At 55.0% G+C, this 26774-nt stretch carries 24 protein-coding genes; 15 read left to right on the forward strand and 9 right to left on the reverse strand.

Translation table 11 applies throughout. From position 1 onward, the window contains the following. Position 1: 1 nt before the first annotated feature. From Yoon_RS10275 to Yoon_RS10300, 6 genes are all read right to left on the reverse strand, one after another. Complete coding sequence (locus tag Yoon_RS10275) at positions 2-1210, reverse strand: carbohydrate ABC transporter permease (protein WP_238112112.1); 1209 nt, start codon at positions 1208-1210, stop codon at positions 2-4. Then, on the reverse strand, positions 1207-2451 hold the full coding sequence (locus Yoon_RS10280) for a carbohydrate ABC transporter permease (RefSeq protein WP_238112113.1): 1245 nt from the start codon (positions 2449-2451) through the stop codon (positions 1207-1209). Before Yoon_RS10280 ends, Yoon_RS10275 begins: the two co-directional genes overlap by 4 nt. 55 nt (positions 2452-2506) lie before the next feature. Beyond that, positions 2507-3859: an ABC transporter substrate-binding protein gene (locus Yoon_RS10285; RefSeq protein WP_238112114.1), complete on the reverse strand. Its 1353-nt coding sequence runs from the start codon at positions 3857-3859 to the stop codon at positions 2507-2509. Then, complete coding sequence (locus tag Yoon_RS10290; protein ID WP_238112115.1) at positions 3843-4940, reverse strand: LacI family DNA-binding transcriptional regulator; 1098 nt, start codon at positions 4938-4940, stop codon at positions 3843-3845. Before Yoon_RS10290 ends, Yoon_RS10285 begins: the two co-directional genes overlap by 17 nt. Positions 4941-5105: 165 nt before the next feature. After that, entirely contained in the window at positions 5106-6077 is a 972-nt protein-coding gene (locus tag Yoon_RS10295; protein WP_238112116.1) for a hypothetical protein, read from the reverse strand. A 56-nt stretch (positions 6078-6133) separates the two neighbouring features. Then, positions 6134-7006 carry a MurR/RpiR family transcriptional regulator gene (locus Yoon_RS10300; RefSeq protein WP_238112117.1) on the reverse strand — a complete coding sequence of 291 codons (873 nt, stop codon included), beginning with the start codon at positions 7004-7006 and terminating at the stop codon, positions 6134-6136. Positions 7007-7120: 114 nt separating this feature from the next. Here Yoon_RS10300 and Yoon_RS10305 point away from each other — a divergent pair, with 114 nt between their 5' ends. The 8 genes from Yoon_RS10305 (at position 7121) to Yoon_RS10340 (ending at position 15273) form a co-directional block, all read left to right on the forward strand. Then, on the forward strand, positions 7121-7891 hold the full coding sequence (locus tag Yoon_RS10305) for an N-formylglutamate amidohydrolase (RefSeq protein ID WP_238112118.1): 771 nt from the start codon (positions 7121-7123) through the stop codon (positions 7889-7891). Continuing rightward, a complete protein-coding gene (locus Yoon_RS10310; protein WP_238112120.1) occupies positions 7879-8448 on the forward strand; it encodes a TRAP transporter small permease subunit in 570 nt (189 codons plus the stop codon). The genes Yoon_RS10305 and Yoon_RS10310 overlap by 13 nt, the downstream gene beginning before the upstream one ends. Beyond that, on the forward strand, positions 8448-9779 hold the full coding sequence (locus Yoon_RS10315; RefSeq protein WP_238112121.1) for a TRAP transporter large permease subunit: 1332 nt from the start codon (positions 8448-8450) through the stop codon (positions 9777-9779). The genes Yoon_RS10310 and Yoon_RS10315 overlap by 1 nt, the downstream gene beginning before the upstream one ends. 50 nt (positions 9780-9829) lie before the next feature. Next, positions 9830-10861, forward strand: coding sequence for a TRAP transporter substrate-binding protein (locus Yoon_RS10320; RefSeq protein WP_238112123.1), 1032 nt, complete (start codon positions 9830-9832; stop codon positions 10859-10861). A 64-nt stretch (positions 10862-10925) separates the two neighbouring features. Continuing rightward, entirely contained in the window at positions 10926-11381 is a 456-nt protein-coding gene (locus Yoon_RS10325) for a hypothetical protein (RefSeq protein ID WP_238112124.1), read from the forward strand. Further along, a complete protein-coding gene (locus Yoon_RS10330; protein ID WP_238112125.1) occupies positions 11381-12745 on the forward strand; it encodes a glutamine synthetase family protein in 1365 nt (454 codons plus the stop codon). Before Yoon_RS10325 ends, Yoon_RS10330 begins: the two co-directional genes overlap by 1 nt. Before the next feature lie 3 nt (positions 12746-12748). Further along, positions 12749-14128 carry an aldehyde dehydrogenase family protein gene (locus tag Yoon_RS10335; protein ID WP_238112126.1) on the forward strand — a complete coding sequence of 460 codons (1380 nt, stop codon included), beginning with the start codon at positions 12749-12751 and terminating at the stop codon, positions 14126-14128. Then, on the forward strand, positions 14128-15273 hold the full coding sequence (locus tag Yoon_RS10340) for an iron-containing alcohol dehydrogenase (RefSeq protein ID WP_238112127.1): 1146 nt from the start codon (positions 14128-14130) through the stop codon (positions 15271-15273). Before Yoon_RS10335 ends, Yoon_RS10340 begins: the two co-directional genes overlap by 1 nt. 141 nt (positions 15274-15414) lie before the next feature. Here the strand turns inward: Yoon_RS10340 and Yoon_RS10345 are convergent, their stop codons facing one another. Beyond that, positions 15415-16584, reverse strand: a complete 1170-nt coding sequence (locus Yoon_RS10345; RefSeq protein ID WP_238112128.1) for an alanine--glyoxylate aminotransferase family protein — start codon at positions 16582-16584, stop codon at positions 15415-15417. Positions 16585-16733: 149 nt separating this feature from the next. On the opposite strand from Yoon_RS10345, the gene Yoon_RS10350 reads away from it, so the two are divergent. Continuing rightward, positions 16734-19604 carry an FAD-binding and (Fe-S)-binding domain-containing protein gene (locus tag Yoon_RS10350; RefSeq protein ID WP_238112129.1) on the forward strand — a complete coding sequence of 957 codons (2871 nt, stop codon included), beginning with the start codon at positions 16734-16736 and terminating at the stop codon, positions 19602-19604. 9 nt (positions 19605-19613) lie between these two features. Beyond that, positions 19614-20285, forward strand: coding sequence for a GntR family transcriptional regulator (locus tag Yoon_RS10355; protein ID WP_238112130.1), 672 nt, complete (start codon positions 19614-19616; stop codon positions 20283-20285). A gap of 30 nt (positions 20286-20315) precedes the next feature. On the opposite strand, the gene Yoon_RS10360 is transcribed toward Yoon_RS10355, so the two are convergent. Both Yoon_RS10360 and Yoon_RS10365 read right to left on the reverse strand, forming a co-directional pair. Beyond that, complete coding sequence (locus Yoon_RS10360) at positions 20316-20999, reverse strand: fumarylacetoacetate hydrolase family protein (protein WP_238112131.1); 684 nt, start codon at positions 20997-20999, stop codon at positions 20316-20318. 178 nt (positions 21000-21177) lie between these two features. Further along, a complete protein-coding gene (locus Yoon_RS10365) occupies positions 21178-21858 on the reverse strand; it encodes a FadR/GntR family transcriptional regulator (protein ID WP_238112132.1) in 681 nt (226 codons plus the stop codon). Between the two features lie 139 nt (positions 21859-21997). Between Yoon_RS10365 and Yoon_RS10370 the strand changes: the two genes are divergently transcribed. The 5 genes from Yoon_RS10370 to Yoon_RS10390 all read left to right on the forward strand — a co-directional run bounded on the left by Yoon_RS10370 (position 21998) and on the right by Yoon_RS10390 (position 26718). After that, positions 21998-22924 (forward strand): fumarylacetoacetate hydrolase family protein, encoded by a 927-nt coding sequence (locus Yoon_RS10370; protein ID WP_238112133.1) that lies wholly within the window; start codon positions 21998-22000, stop codon positions 22922-22924. Between the two features lie 63 nt (positions 22925-22987). Next, a complete protein-coding gene (locus Yoon_RS10375; RefSeq protein ID WP_238112134.1) occupies positions 22988-24016 on the forward strand; it encodes an ABC transporter substrate-binding protein in 1029 nt (342 codons plus the stop codon). After that, positions 24013-24819: an ABC transporter ATP-binding protein gene (locus tag Yoon_RS10380; RefSeq protein ID WP_238112135.1), complete on the forward strand. Its 807-nt coding sequence runs from the start codon at positions 24013-24015 to the stop codon at positions 24817-24819. The genes Yoon_RS10375 and Yoon_RS10380 overlap by 4 nt, the downstream gene beginning before the upstream one ends. Further along, a complete protein-coding gene (locus Yoon_RS10385) occupies positions 24816-25679 on the forward strand; it encodes an ABC transporter permease (protein WP_238112136.1) in 864 nt (287 codons plus the stop codon). Before Yoon_RS10380 ends, Yoon_RS10385 begins: the two co-directional genes overlap by 4 nt. Then, positions 25672-26718, forward strand: coding sequence for an Ldh family oxidoreductase (locus tag Yoon_RS10390; protein WP_238112137.1), 1047 nt, complete (start codon positions 25672-25674; stop codon positions 26716-26718). Before Yoon_RS10385 ends, Yoon_RS10390 begins: the two co-directional genes overlap by 8 nt. Positions 26719-26774 lie beyond the last annotated feature (56 nt).

Below are 26774 nucleotides of genomic sequence, written 5' to 3' on the forward strand. Positions count from 1 at the left end.
CTTATCCTTTGACCGACCCGGCGGTCAGTCCTTTTGTCATGAAGCGTTCCAAACCCAAGAACAGCGCCATGATCGGCACAGTCGCGATCACAGATCCAGCCATCAGGTGTTGGCGCGGAATTTCGGAAGAGTTGAGGCTGGCGATCCCACGGGTCAGCGTAAATTTCGATGGATCATCCAACAGCATGAACGCGAGCAGGAATTCATTCCACGCGATCATGAAAACATAAAGCGAAACAGAAGCCATCGCAGGCAACGACAGCGGCAGCGTGATTTTCCAGATGACCTTCAAGCGGCTAAGCCCGTCCATCAGCCCGGCTTCTTCGATTTCAGCGGGTAGCCCACGAAAGTAGCCTTGCAACATATAGAGCGCGACAGGGATCGTCGTGACCGGATAGATCATGACAATCCCGCCCAAAGAATTGCGCAAACCGAGCATCGAAAATGCGATATAGATCGGCAGTGCCAAAACGATCATCGGCACCATATAGATCAACAAGATAGAGCGTGAAAACGCCGCCCGCCCCCTGAAACGCAACCGCGCCACAGCATAGGCACCCGGCACGGCAAACAGCAGCGTGATGAACACCGTCAGAACAGAAATGATAAATGAGTTGAACAAATAGATGCCAAAATCAAACTGGCGGAACAACTCGTCGTAGGACCGGAAAAGGTCCCAGCCTTTAGACAGGTCGATAGAGAAGTCGAGCGGGTTTTGGATCAGCTCGGCTTGGTTCTTGAGGCTGGTCAAAACCATCACATAGAATGGGATCAACACGATCGCTGTAAAAAAGATGTAGCCGAACCCGGTGAGGAATTTGATCAACGCAGCCTCAGAAACATGCCGGTTGATCGCGCCAAAATCCACGTCATCAAGTATGATCCACAGCCCCAGTGCTGCAAATCCAGCGGAAGCCCCCGCGCCCAGCACCGATGATAGCGCCGATACGCCTTGTCCGATCACGATAGGCCCAAAACCAAACAATGCTGCGGAGGCTGCGAGAATTGCCGCGACAATTGCATTCCACTGCGGACCCGGCAGGCAAGCCAACCCAAGCCCTGCGCCCCAGATCAACGCGCCAAGCCCCGATGGGCGAAACGCAGACCCGGTTGCGAAACTCATGGTGATCGCCACAGTCAGAGCAATCACAAAGGTCCATAAGACCCCCAATAGCGGCGCAGTGACATATCCAAACCGCAGGTATTTCATAGCCCTTCCTCCTGCGAGATGAACCGAAAGAAGAAGAATGAAAACGCCAGAAGGCAGCCAAAGATCACAACAGCGACAGCCGCCCCAGCGCCGATGTTCGACACTGCAAAGGCTTGTTCATAGACATTCACTGTCAAAGTCCGCGTGCCCGCATTCCCGCCCGTCAGCAAGAAAATATCGTCAAATTTATTGAACGTCCAAATGAAGCGCAGCAGGAACAACACGGATAGAATACCCAAGAGCTGCGGCACGCTTAGGTACCAAAACTGTTGGAACGGCGATGCGCCATCCATATCGGCCGCTTCATACATGTCAGTATCAATCGATTGCATGCGCGCAAGGATGAACAGGAATGACAGCGGGAAATAGCGCCAGATTTCAAACAAAGTCACCATGATCAGCGCCAGCGGGCGCTGCCCAAAGAAATTGATCGCTTCTTGCGTGACGCCCATCTGGATCAGCAATGCGTTTGCCGATCCAGAAAATGGATCAAACAGCAATATCCATGCAAAGGCGACCGCGATCACCGGGGATACATAGGGAAACAAATAAAGCCCGCGTAAAATGCCTTGGCCCCTGAAGGACTTGTTGAGCAATAGCGCAGCAAACAGCCCAAACAAGAGCGCGCCAATCGTGCCAAAGACCGTGTAAAACAGCGTCACCCAAAGCACCGACCAGAATTCATCGCCGTCGAAAACACGCTTGAAGTTATCCAAGGTAAACGTGCCATTGGTCAGCATGCTTGACGCGCGACCTGTTATGACAGCAAGACTGTCTTGCGGGCGGAGTGCGTTGTCCAGATAGGCCTGTTCTACAGTAACGGGGATCATCAGGCTTTCGCGAAACCCACCGTCCCAATCGCCCATGTCGCAAAACAGATCACGGCCATCAAGGGTGCAGCGCGGGTCAATTTCAGAGACGGTCAAACCCTCTGGAATCGTGTCGGTAATCGTCACACCGCGAATGGGTTGATCTTGTGATGAATTGCGCAGGCGGTAGCGAATAGATGCCGCATCGCCCGCGGCCTCGTCATCGCCACGGATGTCTTCGCGAATGACGACTTCGGGTGCGCGCAAATCAGAGAGCGACACAGGTTTCACACTGATCCAAAAAATCGCCAAAAGCGGCAGGATAACCACCAGCGCCACGGCGGTGATCGTCGGGGCAAGCAGGCCCCATGCCAAACGCGCCTCTAGCCGCGCAAGCGGGCCGGTGCCTTTGGGGGGTGAAACGTCTGACATTGGGGCGTGCTCCGAAAGAAGATGTGCAAGGCGGCGGACCGCCTTGCAGGGTGGTTTACTCGACGCCAGCGATGGCTTCGTTCATGGCGGCGACCGTGGCGGCAGCGTCACGCTCACCGTCGATATATTCGCGCACAAGGCGGTTGATCACTTGGCTGTTGATGATCTTGGATGCTGTCGCAAGCTGGCCATCAGCCACGCCCCAACGTTGGGCCACATCCAAGCCACCCACGATTTCAGCAATCATGTCGGCTTCGTACAGGTCACCAAGTGGTGCCTTGCGGTCGACACCAACATCCAGCGTCGCCCAAAGATCAGCGAACTGTGTTGGATTGTCAGCAGTACCACGGCGCACAGGGAACTTGCCCTCAGGTGCGATGGCAAGCGTCTGGCCGTAGCCGTCGTTCATCGAATATTCGACAAATTCCATCGCGGCATCGGTCGACGCATCAGAGGTAATGCCGAAGTAACGGATGTCACCCCAAGCCGCGCCACCCGGGTTTGACGGGCCAGAGAAGTTGGTCACGATACCAGTTGCCGCCGCCAGATCAGAACTGGTCGGATCGTCGTTGATTGTGGGTGGGGCGCTGTCGCGCAAGCCAGCCAATTCGTCAAGAATGAACGGCGACCAGATGATCATCGCAGCATTACCAGAGAAATAAAGCGACCGGGATTGGTCCCAATACAGATCACCGGGTGGGGATGCTTCAGCGATGGCTTTGTAGAATTCCAACACTTCGATTGTGGCGGCCTCATCCAGATCTTGGATCCCATCAGGCCCAACCGGCGACACGCCATTGGCCAAGAAAACATGCTCAAGCACTTGGCTCATGAAGTTTTCGTCGATCTTGGTTGCAGCCACAAACCCGTACATTTCTGGCGGATTGTGCAGGGCTTCAACAGCAGCCAGCACGTTCGCATAGGATGTCGGTGCGTCAAGCCCGGCTTCCGCGAATTTGTCGGCTCGGTAGACGATCATCTGTGTCCAACCGTCAACTGGGACGGATGCAAAACCATCATTGCTTGCGGCCATCGCGAGCGCACCGGGCGCAAATGTGGCTTCTCCGAGGTTTTCAACAACGTCCGTTGCGGCATCTGTGTCCAAGATACCGGCTTCGGCCCATGGCAGCGCATATTGCAGCGGGTGATAGATGACGTCAGGCAAATCGCCAGCAGCATAGGCGGCCGTCGCGCGTGTACCCAGATCGCTTTCGGTCACGGGGATCACTTCGACTGTGTGGCCAGAGGCGGCCGCGAAATCAGCGGCCATTTGTTCTTGGCGTTCTAAACGCTCTGGCTGCTCTTCGGTTGTCCAGAACCGCAGCGTGTCTGCGCTCGCTGAAACCGCTGAAAGGGCCAGCGCCGTTGCTGCCCCCATCAACAATGTCGTTTTACAATTCACTTTCATAGTTTCCTCCCTTGGAATTTGTTTGTGAATGGGGCGCAGGACCCGTGGACCCACGGCGCAAAAATTGCGCGGTGGCGGTTTCCTGAAGCCCGGTTGGTTTTTCACCGCGAATATTGCGGATCAAAAGGTTGCTCAGCCGCAGGCCAGCATGTTTGAAATCCACCGCAAATGTCGAAAGCGGTGGCGACACATGTGCGCCCTCGGGAATGCCGTCATAGCCGATAACCGATAGGTCCGTGCCAATTTCCAATCCGCATGCGGCGGCGGATTCGTAAACACCCAACGCAGCCATATCGACAGCGCAAATGATTGCGGTGGGCGGGTTAGGCGCGGCCAGCATCACATCAGCAGCGGCACGCGCTTGGTCGATGGTTACAGCATCCTGCGCAATCAAAGCAGGATTAACTGACAGCCCTGCATCGCGCATCCCGCGCAGAAATCCATCTGCGCGCGTTGGCGCGTAACTGTATTGCGTGCCACCGTTGATGAACCCGATCTGCCTGTGACCCAAAGAAGAAAGATGTTCCACGGCCTCATGCATCGCGGCCCCACCCTTAATGTCGTAGGATGGTAAATCGGCCGCGCCCGCGACGCGGCCAAATAAAACAAACGGCACATCCGCCGCACGCAAAAGCGCGATCCGCGGATCATCAACCATCGTGCGCGGTAAGATAAATCCATCGGCCTTATGATCGCGGATCATTGACTTAAACGTATTAAGCGTGGCCTGTTCGCTATTGGACGTCGCAATGGTCAGCGTGAACCCTTCCGCGCTCGCGCCCTCAGAAAGCCCCGCCAGAAAAGTCGAAAGAAAGGGGCGCTGCGCATCATGGTCACCCATCTGAATGACAAGACCCAACGACTTCACCAATCCAGTGCGGATGGCCTGCGCGTGGCTAAGCGGGCGATACCCCATTTTGTCGGCCATGGCCTGTACGCGGGTCCGCGTCGTTTCCGAAATATCAGGATAGTGATTGAGCGCGCGCGACACAGTTGATTTCGTCAGTCCCAGCGCATCTGAGACGTCCGATATCTTCACACGTGCGCCTTTGCGCGGCATATCTTTGCCTTCAAAACTCATACTCGTCGCAAACCCTCCACGAATCATAGATCGTTTCCGAAACCGGTTTCGGCAAGGGTATTATCGACTTACGCACAACTTTCAACGCTGCATCGCAGCATGCTGTCGCAGCCAGTCCGGACAGCGCACGGCAAGGCTCAATCAAGGAACCTGACGATTCTCGCGCTAAGATGAAGAACTTTTTTTCTTAGTCGGTGGCTTTTTGCGCAACTCAGATCTGACTTTGACAAGTTCAAAGCGATCAGAATATGGGACACGTTTGATATAGTCGGGACCCCAAATTATGCGAGAAATGAATGTCCGCATGCGCGCGAATATGCCGCCCGCCTGACGCGCCAGCAATCGTTCAATCCGGCGTTTGTAAATCTCGTCAAAGAATCTCGCGATACTCTTGCCGCGCAACACGGCAATTTCTGACAACCGATCGTTTGCTGCAAATTTCCCCGTCCGTTCGAACCCAAGCGCAAGCAAATTCTTTATAATTGCTTTTTCACCTTTCGCGGTCGATGCATAGACGGCAACGCCCTTTATCGTTGCCCATTTAGATAGCTCATAGATCGTCGCAACGTTATCAAGCTCAACCTTCGCTTCGCGAATTGGCAAAGAATTTCTGTGCACCCCGTCCGTAAATTTGGGAATTGTGACCACCCCAATGTGATAGAGGTAAAGATCATGCGGATCAGCCTCGGCCCAACTGATGCAGGCATCTGACAGCATTTCTGCATGAGATAATTCACCTGCAATAAAGCGCTCAAAATCTTGCTTGGAAACTGGAATAATCCCCCAGTAGCCAAATGGCTGCTCTGATTCAGATATGATACGAAACGCATGCTGGTTCTTTTCGAACGCGTCCCAATATGAATCGTCGCTACTGATTACATCGCTATTGAGTACCTCTGAAAAATACTGCCGTCTGAGCCGCAACACCTCGTCAATTTCCCAACGCTCATTACAATATCGCGCGGATAACGCTTGCGGCCAACCTGTATCAAATTCCTCAGGAAAACATCGCACAATGAGCCAATCTCGGATTTCAGACAACATCGTTCTAAGGCTGCGAATATTGCCATAGATCACGACGACAGCGCCAACTGCGACGCCGAAGGCGACCCAGTACTCGTAAAACAATTCAACCATTTTCCCTCACGAGCTCGGCACCTATCGCAAACAGTTTGTACAATCAGGGCGTGACTTCAAGTAAATTTACGGAACAATTTTGTCTGGTCGAACATATCTTCTAGCTGTTCCATCCGATCCTTGGTGTCATCCCAATCAACGTTTTGAACGGCGGCGATCATCGATTCCACGAGCAGCATCAACGTCGCCACCGAATCCCACGCCGAAGGCACAACGATCCGGCCGCTAAAACTGATTTCGGCCAATTGATGCACCGGCGACCGCCATTGATCCGTAAACAAAATTATCTTTGCCCCACGTGCATGTGCCATTTCAGCCAGCTTGAGCGTGTTGTTTTCATAACGCCGCACATCAAAGATCACGAAAACATCGCCTGGCCCCACGTCGAGCAGGTAGTGTGGCCAAGCGTTCGACGTGGATTGAATATGCGTTACATTGGGCCGCAAAATTTGCGTATGCAGGAACAGGTATTCCGCCAACGTATGTGAGACACGACCACCCACAATATAGAGCGGCTTGGATTGATCAGCGACCATCTCGCAGGCTTCGTCGAATTTATCGGGATCAATCTGCGCCAACGTGTGCCGTATATTATCGATCACCGCATCCGTGAATTGGTTTAAGACATGCCCCGACGGTGCACCCTCGGCCCATGTATCATGTTTGGCGATCGGGTTCTGCACTGTTGCTTTTAGCTCTTCGCGCAATTCGGCCTGAAAATCGGGATAGCCCTTAAACCCAAGCTTTTGCACCATCCGCGCAACGGTAGGGACCGAAACATTGGCCACCTTTGCAAGCGCCGCAAGTGGCCCCAACCCCGAAGCTGGGTAATTTTCCAGAATCGAATGCGCCAACTGACGTTCAGCGCGTGTCATATCATCTAATTTGTTATGTATACGATCTGCGATCGTGAGAATTCCATCGGTCATGCAAGCCCCCGCTTGAATAAAAAATAACAAAGCAATTCGGCCTGTTACAAATATAACAGAATTCTGTTGACATGTCGCCCCTCATGCAAGCAGTTTATCTGCAACGGAGAATATATGACATACGACACCGCCCCCAACCCAGTACAAATTGACAACGCAGAGGGACAATCTGCGGCAATTTTGGTGTGCGAGCACGCATCTTACGCGATTCCACCCGCACTGAATGGGCTGGGGCTGTCCAAGGAAGCCAGCCAAAGTCACGCGGCGTGGGACCCGGGCGCAATGGCCGTCGCGCAGCGCATGTCACAAAAACTGGATGCTGTGCTTGTGTCCAGCACGGTGTCGCGGCTTGTCTATGATTGCAACCGCCCGCCCAGCGCGCTTGATGCGATGCCTGCCAAAAGCGAGGTTTTTGACGTGCCCGGCAATGCCGGATTGACCCAAACCGACCGTGATACGCGCGCCGAGACCTATTACGTCCCGTTTCAAGCGGCACTGGCCGCGCAAATTGCCAAAACCGCTGCCCCTATCATCGTGACAGTTCATAGCTTTACGCCCGTTTACCATCGTCAAGAACGCGCGGTAGAAATTGGCATTCTGCATGATCACGACACGCGGCTTGCCGATGCGATGCTGAACACTGCCGCGGCCCATACATCCGCGTTGGTCTTGCGGAATGAGCCTTATGGCCCTGATAACGGCGTCACACATACGCTGCGCGAACATGCGCTGCCGGGCGGGCATCTGAACGTGATGCTCGAAGTGCGCAACGACCTGATCACAACACCCGAGGCCCAAGCGGCAATGGGCGATATGATCGCCGCATGGGTCGCGGATGCCGTTTCACAAATTACGGATCAGGGGGCAGTGCAATGCGTCGCGTAATGCATCGCTATATCCGCGCGGTTGATGCCGTAAACTACCGGATCGGGCGGGTCGCGATGTACGGCATCTTTGTGCTGATGGGTATTTTGCTGTGGTCGTCGATCTCCAAGAGCTTTTTCTTGCCGTCCCTATGGACGCTGGAAATGGCGCAATTCGTGATGGTGGGCTACTATATCCTTGGCGGGCCGTATTCACTGCAATTGGGATCAAACGTGCGCATGGATTTGCTCTATGGCGAATGGTCCATCCGCAAAAAAGCATGGTTTGATGTCGTCACCGTGCTGTTGTTGATCTTCTATCTATGCGTGCTGCTTTACGGGGCTGTGGCCTCGACCGCTTATTCGCTCGGCTATTGGGGGTCGGAACCGTTCACCTATCTTGGCAGCGTCATCATCGGTGTCGAAGAAGTTGGCCGGATGGAACGCGCATCATCCGCGTGGCGCCCGTACCTTTGGCCAATCAAGGGCGTGATGGTTATCGGATTTTTCTTGATGCTGCTGCAATGCACATCCGAGCTGTGCAAAGACATATTGCGGATCAAAGGCGAGACTATCTGATGTCCTATGAATTGATCGCAACCCTGATGTTTTCGTCGATGATGCTGATGTTGCTGACCGGCCAGCGCGTGTTCGGCGCGATTGGGTTCGTCGCGGTTGTCGCGTCCTTGCTTCTTTGGGGCGACCGGGGCGGGTTTGACCTTGGCTTTGCGGCAGCAATGAAGCTGATGAAATGGTATCCGCTGCTAACCCTGCCGATGTTTATTTTCATGGGCTACGTGCTGTCAGAATCTAAAATCGCTGATGATCTTTATAAGATGTTCCATGTCTGGATGGGCGGGCTGCGCGGTGGACTCGCCATTGGGACCATCGGATTGATGGTGCTGATTTCAGCAATGAACGGCCTGTCAGTTGCAGGCATGGCGATTGGGTCGACAATTGCGCTGCCCGAGCTTTTGAAGCGCGGCTATGACAAGCGCATGGTCACTGGGGTGATCCAAGCTGGATCCAGCCTTGGTATCCTCGTGCCACCTTCTGTTGTACTGGTGCTCTATGCGATGATCGCGCGACAACCGGTCAGCCAATTGTGGCTTGCCGGGATTATTCCAGGGTTGATGATGGCCGGGTTGTTCATCGGATATATTGCGATCCGCTGCCGGATGAATCCTGATCTGGGACCAGTTTTACCCGCCGAAGACCGCGATATTCCGCGTGCTGAAAAGATGCGCCTTTTATCCGCCGGGCTGCTGCCGCTGGGAATTTTCTTTGTGATGATGTTCCCCTTTGTCAAAGGCTACACATCCTTGGTCGAAAGCTCTGCCATCGGCGCAATCGCAGCCTTTGTCGCGGCGGTCCTAAAGGGGCGGATGACCCGTGAAGTGTTTGAAAATTCTGTGCGCAACACGTTGGGCATCACCTGCATGTTCATGTGGATCATTCTTGCCGCCCTCGCCTTTGGGGCCGTATTCGACGGGCTGGGTGCTGTCAAAGCGATCGAAAGCCTGTTTACCGAAACGCTGAACCTGTCACCTTGGACTATCCTGATCTTGATGCAGCTTAGCTTTATCGTGATGGGCACCTTCCTTGACGATACGGCAATGCTGGTCATCGTCGCCCCGCTCTATGTGCCGCTGGTCGGCGAGCTGGGCTTTGATCTGATTTGGTATGGTATCCTGTATACGATCACCACGCAGATCGCCTATATGACGCCGCCGTTCGGCTATAACCTGTTTTTGATGCGCGCGATGGCCCCGCCCGAAGTCACGCTGCGCGATATCTATGCCTCGATCACGCCTTTTGTGATGATCATGGTCGGCGCATTGACCCTTGTCATGGTCTTTCCGGGCCTCGCCACATGGCTGCCTGACTACGTTTATAACACCACCCCTTAACAAGAGCCCGCCCAAGCGGGCCATCCCACCCCAACCAAGGAGACGACACGATGACTACAAGACGTAAGTTTATCCAAGGGGCCGCAATTGCCGCCCCAGCCGCGCTGGCGACCCCAGCCTTGGCGCAATCAACAATCAAATGGCGGATGCAGACCTATGCCGGTGCTGCCTTAGCCGAGCACGTGATTGATCCGGCGATCAAAATGTTCAACCAGATCGCAGGCGACCGCATGCAGATCGAACTGTTCTACGCGGACCAATTGGTCCCAACAGGTGAATTGTTCCAAGCCATGCAACGCGGCACAATTGACGCAGTTCAATCAGATGACGATTCAATGGCCTCTCCAACCGAAGTCACCGTATTTGGCGGCTACTTCCCATTCGGGTCACGCTATTCATTGGACGTGCCTGTACTGTTCAACAAATACGGGTTGAACGAAATCTGGGACGAAGAATATTCCGCCGTTGGTGTGAAACACATCAGCGCGGGCGCATGGGATCCATGCCACTTTGCGACCAAAGACCCAATCCGTAGCCTTGCTGATCTTGAAGGCAAACGCATCTTTACCTTCCCAACTGCGGGCCGGTTTATGTCGCAGTTTGGCGTGATCCCTGTGAACCTGCCATGGGAAGACATCGAAGTCGCCGTGCAAACCGGCGAACTCGACGGCATCGCATGGTCTGGCATTACCGAAGATTACACTGTCGGCTGGGCTGATGTGACCAACTATTTCTTGACCAACAACATTTCTGGCGCGTGGGCTGGATCGTTCTTTGCGAATATGGATCGCTGGAACGAACTGCCCGAAGATCTGCAAACGCTGTTCCGCGTCTGCTGTGATCAGTCACACTACTACCGCCAGTGGTGGTATTGGGGCGGCGAAGCCGACCTGCGCGTCAACGGTCCGAAGATGGAGCTTACCTCCATCCCAGACGAAGAGTGGGCGACAGTCGAAGCCAAAGCACGCGACTTTTGGGAAGAAATCGCGGCAGAAAGCGACGTCAAACGCCGCGTTGTCGATATCTTCAAGCAGTATAACGCTGACATGGAAAAAGCTGGCCGCCCCTACCGTTACGGCTAAGATGAATACTTGGTGTTCCCTCTGAATTGCGGGAACACCAACATTGAAGGAAGGAACAAGACGAATGGAAAAAGTAGCCCCCGTGATTGATCCATCCATCATAAATGTAAGTCCAGCAGCAGCTGCGCACATTAAAGATTGGTTCGCGCAGGTCGAATCAGAACCATCACTACCTGATCACGTGGCGTCGCTGACACACATAAACAGGGCTGCCAGGTATGACCCTGATGGAAACCTAGAATACACCCTTGGTCGCCACCTTGGGCTTGGCTGCTATAAGCGATCCGATGTTAATGAACGCTGTTTGGTTACATTTCTAGGGCACGATGTTTTTCTATCCCTCCACCCTCTGGGCGAAGTCGAAACGCTGCGAAGCGTTGATATAGAGCTTACGGACCGCGTATTAGAAGCGCGATTTGATCCCCCGGCGCCAGCACCCACAACCAAAGACCGCGACTTCCCTGCACTCTTGGAACAGCTTGAAAATGACGCGCAAAACCAAATGAAAGAAAATTCATAATGCCCAGCACATTAAGTTTTGAAGATCTGAAATCCCGCGTCGCTGACGGTTCGGTTGATACGGTTCTGACCTGCCTTGTTGATATGCAAGGCCGCCTGATGGGCAAACGGTTCCATGCCGCGAATTTCGTGGAAACATCCTATAACGAAACGCATTGCTGCAATTACCTGCTTGCCACCGACCTTGAGATGGCGACCCCCGATGGCTACGCATCCACAAGCTGGCAATCGGGCTATGGCGATTATGTGATGAAGCCCGACCTTGCGACCATCCGCATGGTGCCTTGGCTTGAAGGCACGGCAATGGTGCTTTGTGATGTGCTGGATCACCACACGCACGCACCTGTGCCGCATTCGCCGCGTGCGGTGCTGAAAAAGCAAATTGAACGGCTCAAAGCACTTGGTTTTGACGCGATGATGGCGACAGAGCTGGAGTTCTTTCTGTTCGCCAAAAGCTATGATGATATCCGCAAATCGGGCTTTCGGGATTTAGAGCCGATCAGCGGCTATAACGAAGACTACCACATCCTACAGACCACCAAAGAAGAAGGTGTGATGCGCCCGATCCGCAACCATCTTTATGCAGCAGGCATCCCGATTGAGAATTCAAAAGGCGAAGCAGAGGCAGGCCAAGAAGAGCTCAACATTCGTTACGCCGCCGCCCTTGATTGCGCGGATCACCACACAATTGCAAAGCATGCGATCAAAGAAATTTCATGGCAGCAGGGGCATGCAGCGAGCTTCTTGCCCAAATGGGCGCCGAACCGCGTTGGATCATCGTCGCATGTGCATCAATCGCTTTGGGTAGATGGCAAACCTGCTTTCTTTGACCCTGTCGCCGATCTAGGTATGTCAGAATTGATGTCGCATTACATGGCCGGGATTATCGCCTATGCGCCGGATTACACCTATTTCCTGGCACCCTATGTGAACAGCTACAAACGGTTCTCCAAAGGCACCTTCGCACCGACCAAAACCGTTTGGTCCGTTGACAACCGCACCGCCGGTTTCCGTCTGTGTGGCGATGGCACCAAAGGCGTGCGGGTTGAATGCCGGATCGGCGGGTCGGATTTGAACCCCTATCTAGCGCAAGCGGCCATGCTGGCTGCGGGCATCAAAGGCATTAAGGACAAAATGACGCTCGCGCCAGCGACAACGGGAGATGTCTATGAAGATGCCAAAGCGGGCGACATCCCGCAAACGCTGCGCAAAGCGACTGAAACACTCCGCAATTCGGCATTCTTACGCGAAGTCATGGGCGACGATGTGATCGACCACTACACCCGGGCTGCGGAATGGGAACAAGAAGAATTTGACCGCGCAATCACAGATTGGGAAATCGCGCGCGGTTTTGAAAGGGCCTAAACCATGACAATTCAATGTATCTCTCCTATCGACGGATCGGTCTATGCCGAACGTCCAACCCTGACGCGTGTCGAGGCAGACAGCGCCGTGTCCGCAGCCAAAACAGCGCAGGTCGCATGGGCCGCGCGCCCGCTTGATGAACGCATAGCGCTTGTCATGGCAGGCGTCGCCAAAATCGGCGAAATGAACGACCAGATCGTGCCTGAACTGGCGTGGCAAATGGGCCGCCCTATCCGCTATGGCGGCGAATTTGGCGGCTTTCACGAGCGCGCCCAATATATGGCAGATATCGCCCAAGACGCGCTGGCCCCAATGATCATTGAAGAAAGCGACAGCTTCCGCCGCATGATCAAACATGTGCCACATGGTGTGGTGCTGGTCGTGGCCCCTTGGAACTATCCTTATATGACCGCGATCAATTCTGTCGCACCAGCGCTGATCGCAGGCAATACCGTCGTGCTGAAACATGCGTCGCAAACACCGCTTGTTGGCGAACGTCTGGCTGAAGCATTCCACGCTGTTGGCATCCCGGCTGATGTGTTCCAAAACGTCTTCCTTGATCATGCCACCACATCCGATCTAATCGCCGCACGCGCCTTTGATTTCGTGAACTTTACCGGTTCTGTCGGCGGCGGTGCTGCGATGGAAAAAGCAGGCGCAGGCACATTCACCGGCATGGGATTAGAGTTGGGCGGCAAAGACCCCGGCTATGTCATGGAAGACGCAGATCTTGACGCGGCAGTTGACACGCTCATCGATGGGGCGATGTTTAACGCTGGCCAATGCTGTTGCGGGATTGAGCGGATTTACGTCCATGAAAGCCTCTTTGATGCGTTCGTCGAAAAAGCCGTCGCAATTGTGAACAGCTACACGTTGGGCAATCCGCTTGATGCGGAAACGACACTGGGGCCCATGGCGCAAGCACGGTTTGCTGACGGTGTACGTGCCCAAATCGCCGAAGCGGTTGCCGCTGGTGCAAAAACTCACATCGATCCGGCCCTATTCCCGCAGGACGGTGGCGCCTATCTGATGCCGCAAATCCTGACCAACGTAACCCATGAGATGCGTGTAATGCGCGAAGAAAGCTTTGGCCCGGTTGTGGGCATCATGTCTGTCAAATCCGACGAAGAAGCCATCGCGCTGATGAACGATAGCGATTACGGGCTGACTGCATCGCTTTGGACGCCAGACATCGCGCGCGCTGAAACCATCGCAGATCAGCTGGAAACCGGCACGGTCTTTATGAACCGCGCCGATTATCTTGATCCCGGCCTGTGCTGGACAGGCTGCAAAGACACGGGTCGCGGTGGTGGTCTTTCCGTTATCGGGTACCACAACCTGACCCGCCCCAAATCCTACCACATGAAAAAGGTCACACAATAATGTCGATCACTGCCAATTGGTCCTACCCTACCGCGATGCGGTTCGGTGCTGGACGTATTTCTGAAATCGCTGACGCCTGCGCCGCAGCCGGCATCAGCAAGCCGCTTTTGGTCACAGACAAAGGCCTTGCGGATCTGCCGATCACTACGGCGACGCTCGATCTGCTTGAAGCCGCAGGGCTGGGTCGTGCGATTTTCGCGGATGTCGACCCGAACCCAAACGAGAAAAACGCAGCCGATGGTGTCGCCGCTTACCGTGCTGGCGGGCATGATGGGGTCATCGCCTTTGGTGGTGGATCTGGGCTTGATCTGGGCAAGGTCGTGGCGTTCCACGCTGGCCAAACACGCCCGCTTTGGGATTTTGAAGACATCGGCGACTGGTGGACCCGCGCCGATGCGGATGCGATCGCGCCGATCGTCGCAGTCCCAACAACCGCTGGCACCGGTTCAGAAGTCGGCCGCGCCTCTGTGATCACCAATTCGGTCAGCGCCGAAAAGAAGATCATCTTTCATCCCCAAATGCTGCCCGCCGTTGTGATCTGCGATCCGGAACTGACCGTGGGGATGCCGAAATTCATCACCGCAGGCACCGGGCTTGACGCGTTTGCACATTGCGTCGAAGCGTTTTGTTCGCCGCACTACCACCCCATGTCCCAAGGTATCGCGCTCGAAGGGATGCGGCTGGTCAAAGATTACCTGCCCCGCGCCTATGCCGATGGCACCGATATCGAAGCGCGCGCACATATGATGTCCGCTGCCGCAATGGGCGCAACCGCGTTCCAAAAAGGGCTGGGCGCCATTCACGCGCTATCGCATCCGATTGGCGCGATCTACCATACGCACCACGGCACCACGAACGCCGTTTGCATGCCTGCCGTTTTGCAATTCAACAAACCAGCCATCGCAGACCGGCTTGCCACGGCAGCCGCATATCTGGGTATTGAAGGTGGGTTTGACGGATTTTGCGCCTTTGTCGATGACTTGAACGCATCAATGGAAATTCCAAAATCCCTAAAAGAGCTTGGCATCGAAAACCCTGATGTCGACCGTATTGTCGCGGGCGCGCTGATTGACCCAAGCACAGGTGGCAACCCAATAGAGATGACGGCCGAAAACACCCGCGCCCTTCTTTTACAAATCCTCTAAACGCTAACCCGACCCTATCGTTTAGTTGATCGGCATCCCGGGTTCGCCCGGGATGCCGCCGATTGTTAAAAAGGTTCAATCAACCACCCCAAGATTTGACGGAGAACACAGATCCCGGCCTTTGCGGCGGCGTTCTTGGGGCTACGCTGCAGTTTGTTTAAGATGCTCCATCGCCGCCTGTGCCCCGCCAGATTGATGCGGCACTCCCGCTTTTGCCAGCCCCATTTCGACGCCTGACAGGGTCGCCATGAGCATCAGATCGTTGAAATCGCCCAGATGCCCAATACGGAAGACTTTATCGGAGACTTTAGACAGCCCGTTGCCCAACGATATGTTGTAATGCGCAAGCGTGGTGGCACGAAACTGGTCCGCTGATTGGCCTTCGGGCAGCAACACGGCGGTTAGCACGCCAGATTCGTCACCTTGCTTTGCGCATAGCACGTCCAGCCCCCAAGCCCGCACCGCCGCGCGGGTCGCGGCACCGTGACGCGCGTGCCGGGCAAAGACCTGATCCAGCCCTTCTTCGTGCAACATCGCAATCGCTTCGTTCAGCCCGTAAAGCAGATTGGTGCATGGCGTATATGGAAAATACCCTGTCGCATTCGGGCCAACCATATCATGCCAATCCCAGTAGCTGCGCGGCATCGTGACCGATTTGGCATTCTCCATCGCTTTGTCGCTGACCGCATTGAAGCTAAGCCCCGGCGGCAACATCAACCCTTTTTGTGACCCCGAGATGCAAACATCCACGCCCCAAGCGTCGAACTGAAAATCAAGCGAGGCCAGGCCAGAAATCGAATCCACCATCAACAATGCCGGATGCCCTGCGGCATCAATCGCTTTGCGGACCTCATGGATGGGCGACACCGATCCGGTCGAGGTTTCATTGTGCACCACACAGACAGCTTTGATCGCGTGGTTGGTGTCTTGGCGAAGTCGGGCTTCGATCTGGTCAGGATCAGCGCCACCGCGCCAATCACTTGTAATTACCTCGGGCGAGAGGCCAATTTTCTTAGCCATGCTCTGCCACATCGCAGCAAAATGTCCGGTCTCATACATCAGTACTTTGTCGCCGGGTGACAGCGCGTTCACTAGCGCCGCTTCCCACGCGCCGGTGCCAGATGAGGGAAAGATGAACACGTGCTGTTCGGTCTTGAAGATGGATTTCATCCCGTCCAATGCCGTTTTTCCGACTGCCGCGAAATCTGGCCCCCGGTGGTCGATGGTCTGCTGACCGATAGCCTTGAGGATACGGTCCGGTACCGCGCTGGGGCCTGGGATTTGCAGGAAGTGTTGTCCCGGTTGGCGCATCTATTCTGTCCTTTTTCAAGCGGCCAAAGGGCCGCGTTATTCGTTCTTGTCAAAATGTAATTATGAATTCATAATTAAGTCAACTACAATTCCATGCCTCACCTCTCTGCACCAAATGCGCGGACCTCCAATATGAAAGGGCAGTGCCTATGCGTAAAAATAGCCGTCTTGCCAGCCGCTTAGGCGCTGCCGTTGCCGGAGACGTAAGCGCCGATCCTGCCACACGCGCGCGCTATGCGACCGATGCATCAATCTACCAGATGGTGCCCCAAGCCGTGGTCGTGCCGCAATCCGTGCAGGATATAGAAGCCACAATGGCCGTCGCGCGCGATGAAGGTTTACCGATTCTGGCGCGTGGTGGCGGGACATCCCAATGCGGCCAGACGGTGAATACGGGCATCGTGCTTGATAATTCGCGCCATCTTAACCGCATCCTTGATATTGACCCAAAGGCGATGACCGCGCGGGTTGAACCGGGGTTGGTTTTGGATGACTTAAACCGGGCGCTCAAACCGCATGGGTTGTGGTTTCCGGTTGATCCGTCAACCGCGTCGCGCTGCACGTTGGGTGGCATGGCCGCGAATAATTCGTCAGGCGGAAAATCACTGCGCTATGGGATCATGCGCGACAATGTTCGGGCGATTTCAGCGATCTTGCCCGACGGGTCCAAAGCCCGGTTCGACACAACGCCCGGCACAGGCCCCTATGCCGATCTTGTGACCGATATGCGCAAGCTCGGGCAGCGCGAAGCGCCCGAAATCGCCGCCCGCTTTCCAAATGTCCAACGCCGTGTTGGCGGCTATAACATCGACGCGCTCACGGGCGATGATGTGAACATGGCCCATCTTTTGGTCGGGTCCGAAGGCACGCTTGCCTATTTTACCGAACTCGACCTGCACCTCGCAACGCTACCGGGTGAAAAAGTCATCGGCGTTTGCCACTTTTCTACATTCCATGGCGCGATGGATGCGGCGCAGCATTTGGTCACGTTGCACCCGCAGGCGGTCGAATTGATTGATGACACAATGATCGCACTCGGGCGCGACTTGCCGCTGTTTCGTGATACGATTGAAGGCTTTGTTCAGGGCGCACCTGCGGCGGTGCTGTTGGTCGAATTCGCGGAAGGCAGCGCAGAAGCCAACGCTGCCAAGCTGCTCGATCTTGCCGCTCTGATGGGAGATTTGGGGTTTTCCTTTGACGCGCAAGGTCCCGCATGGGGCGGCCTGGTTCCGGTGATCGATACAGGCTTGCAAGCCGCAATCGCCGAATACCGCAAGGCCGGGCTGAATATCATGATGTCAATGAAAGAGGCCGGCAAACCGATTTCCTTTGTCGAAGATTGCGCCGTCGCCCTGCCCGATTTGGCGGATTACACCCAAGGGCTGACCGATATTTTTGCACGTCACGGCACCAAGGGTACGTGGTATGCACATGCTTCGGTCGGCTGTCTGCATGTGCGGCCCGTGCTCAATATTCGGCAAGACCAAGACGTCAAAACAATGCGCGCCATCGCTGAAGAAGCGTTTGATCTAGTCAAACACTACAAAGGCTCGCATTCCGGCGAACATGGGGATGGGATCGTGCGATCTGAGTTCCATGAAAAGATGTTCGGCGCGCAGATTGTTTCGGCCTTTGAAGAGGTGAAAACACGGTTTGATCCAAGCGGGCTGATGAACCCCGGGAAAATCGTGCACGCGCCGAAAATGGATGATCGCCAGCTGTTTCGCTATGGGCCGGATTACGCGGTGCCCGATTTTGAGACCGCGCTTGACTGGTCGGCATGGCCCGGGGCTGCGGGCGGGCTTCAGGGCGCGATTGAAATGTGCAACAACAACGGGGCCTGTCGCAAACTCAAGGCAGGCGTGATGTGCCCATCGTTCCGCGCCACCCGCAATGAACGTGACGTCACGCGCGGGCGCGCCAACACATTGCGCTTTGCGATAAGCGGACAAATCCCCGGCGGGATCGGATCTGACGCCGTGGCAGAGACGATGAAGCTTTGTCTTTCGTGCAAAGCATGTAGCCGCGAATGCCCCACAGGCGTCGACATGGCCCGCATGAAGACCGAAGTATTAGCCGCGCGATTCAAGACAGGGGGACCGTCGCTTGCCGATAAGCTCGTGGGGTATTTGCCGCGCTACGCCCCCTTTGCCGCCAAAGCCGCTTGGCTGATGAACAGCCGCAATAAAATCGGCCCGCTGCGCAAGTTGACCGAAAAGATCACAGGCGTGTCGCATCGCCGGGATTTGCCGATTTGGTCGCGCACCCCGTTCCGCGATCAAGAAGCCCAAGACACAAACCCCGATGTCTTACTGTTTGCTGATGTCTTTAATCGATATTTTGAACCCGAAAACCTGCGCGCGGCGCTACGTGTTTTGCGGGCTGCGGGATTGCGGGTCGCGACCGCCAACGACGGCACAGGCAAAGCACTGGATTGCGGGCGCACGATGCTGGCGATCGGCGATGTGGATGCCGCCCGCACGCAAGCACAGCGCGTGATTGCCGCCACCAAAGACGCAGTCCGGGCAGGCGTGCCTGTGATCGGGCTAGAACCTTCGTCGATCTTTACCCTGCGCGACGAATTTTTGGCGCTTTGTCCGGGGGCTGAGGCTGAAGCACTCGCAAAGTCAACCTATAGCTTAGAAGAATATCTGGTGACCTGCGGGGACCTTCCGTTGAAACCGCTGGGGCAGCCGATCTATGTGCACGGTCATTGCCATCAAAAGGCTCAAGATGCGATGTCACCCGTGCTAGAACTGCTGGGGCGCATTCCTGACGCGCAAATCAACATGATTGAAAGCGGCTGCTGCGGGATGGCGGGTGCCTTTGGCTATGCGCCAGATACAGTCGACGTCTCGCTCAAGATCGCCAATCTTGATCTGGTGCCAGCGCTGAACGCGGCACCGTCCGATGCGATTGTTGTGGCTGATGGGACCTCTTGTCGTCACCAAATCGCGGAAACCACGCCGCGGCGCGCGCTACATGTCGCCCGCTTGCTAGACCAAGCACTAAGGGGCTAAGTTACAGGCATGAGTTTAGCAGAAACGATCAACCGCCCGACGCTTCACCAAGAACTTGTGGATCGCATCCGCAACCTTGTGATTGAAGATAAATTGAAGCCGGGTGAAAAGGTGCCTGAAAAGGACCTGTGCGAAGCCTTTGGGGTCTCGCGGACCCCGTTGCGCGAAGCGCTCAAGGTGCTTGCCTCCGAAGGGTTCGTGATTTTGCAGGCCAACCGTGGTGCACGCGTCACCCACGTAACCCGCCAAGAATTAGCGGATACGTTCCCGGTCATCGCGCGGCTCGAACAATTGGCGGGGGAATTGGCCTGTGTTCAACTGTCTGATGTGGATATTGCCCAGATCGAAGACCGTCACCGCGCGATGTTGGCCGCCTATAGTGCTAACGATCGCCCCGCCTATTTCCAAGCCAATCAAAATATTCATCAGGCTTTGATACAAGGTGCGCAAAACAAAATCTTAGAAGATCATCACAAGCTCTTGGCGGCGCGCATTCAGCGCGCACGGTTCATGGTCAACCTGTCGAATGACCGTTGGGCCGCCGCCATTTCAGAGCATGAAACCATGATGACCCATCTGCGCGCGCGCGATGCCGCACAACTTGGGTTGACCATGAAGGCCCATATCGAAAACAAATTCGCGGCCTTCATGCAGGGGATCGATGCGCAAAGCGACGGCTAACGGTAAGACACCATCAGCCGCCATATTTGGTTAGGTGACGTTTACAGTCAGCGTACCGACGCCTTCAATCTCGGCCTCCATCACATCGCCTTTAACGACGGAGTTCACGCCAGATGGGGTGCCTGCCATGATGACATCACCTGCCTGAAGTTCAAAATACTCCGACAGGTAAGAAATCATTTCCGGCACTTTCCAGATCATCTGGTTCAGATCGCCCTCTTGACGCAACTCACCGTTGACGCTGACCGCGATGCGGCCCTGATCGGGATGCCCTACTTCTGAAACCGGGAGGACGGGACCAACCGGGCCAGAGCGTTCAAACGCTTTGCCGATTTCCCAAGGGCGGCCCATTTTTTTCATTTCGCCTTGCAGGTCGCGGCGGGTCATATCAAGCGAAACGCCATATCCCCAGACGTGATCCAGCGCGTCTTCCAACGCGATGTTGGTGCCACCTGATTTCAAACAGACCAGCAATTCCACCTCGTGATGCACATCAGAGGTATGCGGCGGGTAAGGAAAATCGCCCGAAGCATCGAGGTTATTGGGGTTCTTTTGAAAGAAAAACGGCGGCTCACGGTCCGGGTCGTGACCCATTTCAACGGCATGGGCTGCAAAGTTGCGGCCGATGCAATAGACACGACGGACTGGAAAGGCATCGCCTGTGCTGGTTGGAATTGTGTGCGTTTGCGGTGTTGGAATAACATGATTGGACATTTATCTGCTCTCAATTGGTTGACGACCGATTGCTAAAATTATTCGGGCCTTCAGCGATATTGGCAAGGGGTCCGGCCCGATATCGGGCCAACCATTTGCACAATTGGTTGACTTTTCGCGCATTCACCCAACCTCCAGACAACCGAAAACAACAACCTTCGCGGCGTCAAAATAGCGCCTAGGTCCCTGCTTTTCCGGGGCCATTAATCAGGCGCGCATGCACTGTATTCAAATGGTTAGTCATTACAGAGGCGGCCCGATCACCGTCACCGTTTATGATACCTTCTACAATCGCAGCGTGTTCATAAAAGCTAACGTAATCGGCTGGCGGACGGTCACTGGTACGCGGCTGCGCCCATACAACCGATCGACGCAGTGAGTTCAGCGTTTCAAAAAAATAGAGAAAAAGATGGTTCCGCGTGGCCCGCGCAATCGCGTGGTGCAGGTTGTTGTCCCATGCCTCGTAATTGCGCCAATCCTCAGAAGTACAGCATTTATCGTGGCATAATCTCATTTTCTCGTGGTCGGATTTTGTTGCAGTCCGCGCAGCCAGACGGCACAGCTCTGGCTCAATCGCGAGACGCACCGACATCACCTGTTCGGGCTTAATCTGATCGCGCAGATAGGTCACATCCTGAAGGTTGAGCACGGGCCGCGTTCCGACAAATGTGCCGCGTCCAACATGTCGCCAAATCCGGCCTTGCGCCTCAAGTTCGGACAGTGCGCGACGCAGTTGGTTGCGCGTTGTTCCAAACTTTTCGCACAGCTCGCGCTCCGGCGGAAACCGGTCATTATGGCGATAACCCGCGTTGTCTATCAGGTCACGCAATTGCGCGACTAAATTATCGATATTTGTCATACTTCCGACCAATTGTGTGATTGGTTGCTTGCTTATTAACCCAGCGCGGCGAACAGTTCTACTCAAATATGACGTCGCGGATCACCCAATGGTCAACCTCTGCTGGTGCCGCGCATACAAATGAAATGGGAGAACAGCGGTGCGACTGGCAACAATATCTGTAAATAACATGGCCGTTTGTGTTGCAATCTTGAAGAACGGCCAAAGGCTGGACATCGCAAAGGCAACGCAAAAGCTGATCAATGGTAGCAGCGGTTCATTGGACGGGACAACCATGTTGTCGGTCATCGAATCAGGCCCCGAGGGCATAGAGACGTTAGGCCAACTGGTCGCCCAGGCCGAAGCTGGCGGGTTTGAAGATGCATTGGCACCAGAAGATGCGCCCTTGCTTGCCCCCATCCCAGTCATACGCAAAAATGTGCTGTGCGTGGGACGCAACTATGCCGAACATATCGCCGAAGGGGACCGTGCCCAAAAGCAAGATGTCGGCGTGACCGAATACCCGGTGTTCTTTACGAAGCCGCCAACAACGATCACCCCGCCCGATGGTGTAGTGCCGATCTTTCCGACCGTTTCAACGCAGGTTGACTACGAGGTCGAACTGGCCGTCATCATCGGTAAGCCCGGGCGCAACATCGCCAAGAACGACGCCTATGACCATGTTTTTGGCTATAGCATCATGAATGACATTTCAGTCCGCGATGTGCAGCGTCGCCATGGCGGTCAGAACTTCAAAGGGAAGGCGTTCGATGGATCTTGCCCGTTTGGCCCGTCCATTCTGACAGCCGATGAAATCGCTGACCCGCATAACTTGCCGCTTAGCTTGACGGTGAACGGTGAAACGCGCCAGAATGGTAATACCGCAGATATGATTTTCGATATCCCCACGCTCATCGCTTCGCTTTCAGAGGGTATGACGCTTGAGCCGGGCGATATCATCGCAACTGGGACGCCATCTGGCGTCGGCTATGCCATGGATCCCCCCAATTTCCTAAAGGATGGGGATACGGTGGTCTGTCATGTTTCCCGAATTGGAACGCTCACGAACACAATGAGGGAAGTATAGAAATTTCGCAGGGAACTGCGGAGTGGGCAAACTATTTGCCCGAAAATGGGAGGAGAAACCAAAATGATCAACAGAAGAACATTCACAGCTTCGCTACTATCCGCTGTACCCGTCGCAGGTGCTTTGGGAAGCCCTGCGTTTGCGCAGTCGCTACGCGATATCACTTTCGTTCAGCCAAGCCCGTCTGCGATTAACTCGTTTCCGGTCTTCGTTGCGATTGGCGAAGGCTACTTTGCCGAAGAAGGTCTGAACGTGACCGTCGAAGCGATCAATGGGTCAGGCGCGGTGCTTCAGGCGCTTTCCGCTGGCCAAGCGCACTTTGGCCGCCCCGGCCCCGGCCCGCTAATCGCTGCGCGTTCGCGCGGAGTTGAGGCAGTGCACATTTACAATGTCGCAGCGCGCAGTAACTTTGGCATCGCAGTCCAAGAAGGATCCGATATCCAGAACGTTGAAGAATTGCGTGGCAAGGTTATCGGCACAGGTACCGCAGATGGTGCCGAAGTGGGCTTTGCCCGTAATGTCATGACCAGCGTTGGCATGGTCGAAGGCGAGGATTTTGAATTTCTCACCGTTGGCGATGGTGGCCCTGCAACGGCAGCGTTCTTGAATGGCGCGATTGATGCCTATTCATCATCTACTGCTGATACGGCGGTACTGAATGCGCGCGGCATGGCCGTACGCGATATCACACCAGTCGAGTTCGGCCGTTTCTTCGGCAATGGCATTGCGACGATGGCGGATACAATCGCCAACGACCGTGAACTGGTCGAAGGCTGGAGCCGCGCATTCGCCCGTGGTCACGCATTCGCGCTTGACGATGCTAACCGCGAAGCAGTGCTCAAGCACTTGGCTGATGGCAACCCACAAGAAGGCGAAGACAAAGAGTTCCAGTCAGCGCTGTTCGATGCTGTACGGTCTAAAACCATTCCGACAGATACCAGCAATGGTTACGGTTGGTACCCAGCAGAAGTTTGGGAAGAATGGCAAGATGCGCTTCTCGCAGGTGGTGAAATCCCAGGCCCACTTGACGATCTAAGCACCATTTGGACCAATGAGTTCGCAGCAATCGGCAACGCGGCGATCGACGGATGAACACAGTCGCCGTCGAAAATTCCGGCTCACCCTTGGGTGAGCCGGTCTATCAGCTTTCAAACGTCAGTAAGACCTACGCAAGAAACCTAGTGGTTGCGCTTGAAAGCGTCGACCTCACCTTAACCAAGGGCAGCTTTACCTCGGTCATCGGCTCAAGCGGATGCGGAAAATCTACACTGCTTAAAATCATGGCAGGTCTGATTCCGCCCTCAAGCGGTCGCGTCACACTGCAAGGAGAGCCGGTCAAAGGCACGCGTCGCGACATCGGGATGATGTTTCAGCAAGCAACGCTTTTCCCTTGGAAAACGGCAGTAGAAAATATCGTTCTTCCGATTGAAATCCGCGATGGGAAAGCAGCCGCAACCAAGGCGCTCGACAAAGCGCATGAGTTGTTGGAAATCGTTGGGCTAAAAGGTTTTGAAAACGTTTATCCCAACGAGCTTTCGGGCGGCATGGCACAGCGGGCATCAATTTGCCGGATGCTGATCACAGAACCCGCCGTTCTTTTGCTGGACGAACCTTTCAGCGCGCTCGACGAATTGTCGCGCGACATGATGAATATGGAACTTCAACGGATTTGCCGCGAACAAGATGCGACCGCATTTCTGGTGACCCATTCGATTCAGGAAGCGGTGATTTTATCAGATGAAATCGTCGTGATGAAACCGCGCCCCGGTCGGGTCGCTGAAATTGTAAAAGTTGATCTACCCCGCCCGCGGACGCTCGACATGATGACGACACCGAAATTCGGAGAGATCGTCGATTATATTCGTGGGCTACTGGATAAAGGAGAAGGCATGTGAGCGATGTTCAGAGCGGCGCCCCTGCGCCAACCCAAGACGCCGAAGATACGGTCTGGGTTCAAGAAGTATCGTTTATCGATTCCGTTCCGCGTTGGATCGCGATGAGTTTCGTGTTTTTCGTATTCGTCGGCACGTGGCAAATGGTGACCTACTTCGAGATGGTTTCACCGATCATTTTGCCAACACCGTGGGAAACGCTCCTCGACATGATCTTTGTTGGTAAAAACCTGCTAAGCGGCGGCTATATGCTGGTCTCGCTCTGGATCACGATCCAAGAGGTGATCCTTGGTTTCGCGCTTGCGATATTCATCGGGTTCTCCTTGGGCATTCTGGTTGGGGAAACGGCGTTCGGCGAGAAGGCCGTGATGCCTTATCTCGTGGCGATCGACACGATGCCAAAGGTGGCCTTTGCGCCGTTGTTTGTTGCATGGCTTGGCTTTGGGATTGAATCCAAAGTTGCCTTGGCCGCCTTTATCGCGACCTTCCCAATTGTGGTTGGCACAGCGGCTGGGCTGCACGCGGCGGATGAAAACGCACGGATGCTTTTCAAAACCATGGGCGCGACACGTTTGCAAACGCTGTTTAAGATGAAGCTGCCGACAGGTCTGCCGCAAATCTTTACCGGTCTAAAAATTGGCGCTGTTGGCGTTATGGCGGGTGCAATTACCGGCGAATTCCTTGGCGGTGGTAAAGGCTTTGGCGAATTGATCCGCGTTGCGGCATCACAGTTGAACACGCCTCGGGTGTTCTCGCTGATCCTATACCTCAGCCTTGTTGGGCTTGTGGTCTATTTGCTAGTGATGTTTGCACAACGCAAGATCGTCTTCTGGCATGAAGAAAGGGTCGGTGCCCATGACTAAACTGGTTGCTGTCGATGCGTTGTGTGGTTTCGTGGCCAATGCTTTGGAAGCACAGGGCGTCCCCTCGGAAGATGCAGCAAGTGTTGCGGAACTTATGGTCGAGGCCGATATCTACGGCTACCGCACACATGGCGTGTTTCGGTTGCGGCAATATCTGGCGCGGTTGAACGGGGGTGGGTGCAATCCCACCCCTACCGTCTGCGTTGTACAAGAAACCGTCGCCACCGGGTTAATCGATGGCGACAACGGGCTTGGGCATCTTGCGATGTCTGCAGCCCGCGACCTTGCCATCAAGAAAGCGAACGACGTTGGGATCGGCTGGGTCGGCGTGCGCGGGGGCAACCACGCGGGGCCGCTTGCACTTTATGTCCGCCCCCAGGCAGAAAACGGTTTGCTCGGCATGGCCGCCGCCGTTGGCAGCGCAAATCATGTGCCACCCTTTGGGGGATCAGATCTTTTGATTGGTACCAATCCGATTGCCTTTTCCGCACCAGCCGAAGGGCCGGACCCATTTATCTTTGACATGGCAACAACCGTCGCGGCGATGGGCAAAATTAAGACACTGATCCAGCAAGGTGAACCGATGCCAGAAGGTTGGATGGTCGGCAAAGACGGCCAGCCGCTCACCGATCCGACCCGCAAGTCCGAAGGGTTTCTGTTACCGATTGGCGGACCTAAGGGGTTTGGGCTTTCAGTCGCGATTGGGATGTTGGCGGGTGTGTTGAACGGTGCGGCCTTTGGGTCAGATGTCATTGATTTCACCTCTGATACAACGTCAAAAACCAATACCGGACAGTTTGTCATGGCGCTGAATCCGGCGGCCTTCGGCTTGGGGGATGATTTTGGGCACGAAGCGGCCCGTATTTTTGCCGAAATGCGCGCGTCAGAACCTTTACCGGGGCACGACCCCGTGCGTCTGCCGGGCGACGGGAAAACCGCCGCTGCTGCCGAAGTACGTAGCACAGGGGTCACCCTAAAACCTGCATTGCGGCGCGATCTTGACTTGCTTGCAGACGAATATGGGTTCGCCGCACTTTAGCCACTGGCGATCACCTGACCATTCCGCATCGCGCCATAGGCCGTGATGCGGAACCT

Source organism: Yoonia sp. I 8.24 (assembly GCF_022096995.1).
Lineage (GTDB): Bacteria > Pseudomonadota > Alphaproteobacteria > Rhodobacterales > Rhodobacteraceae > Yoonia.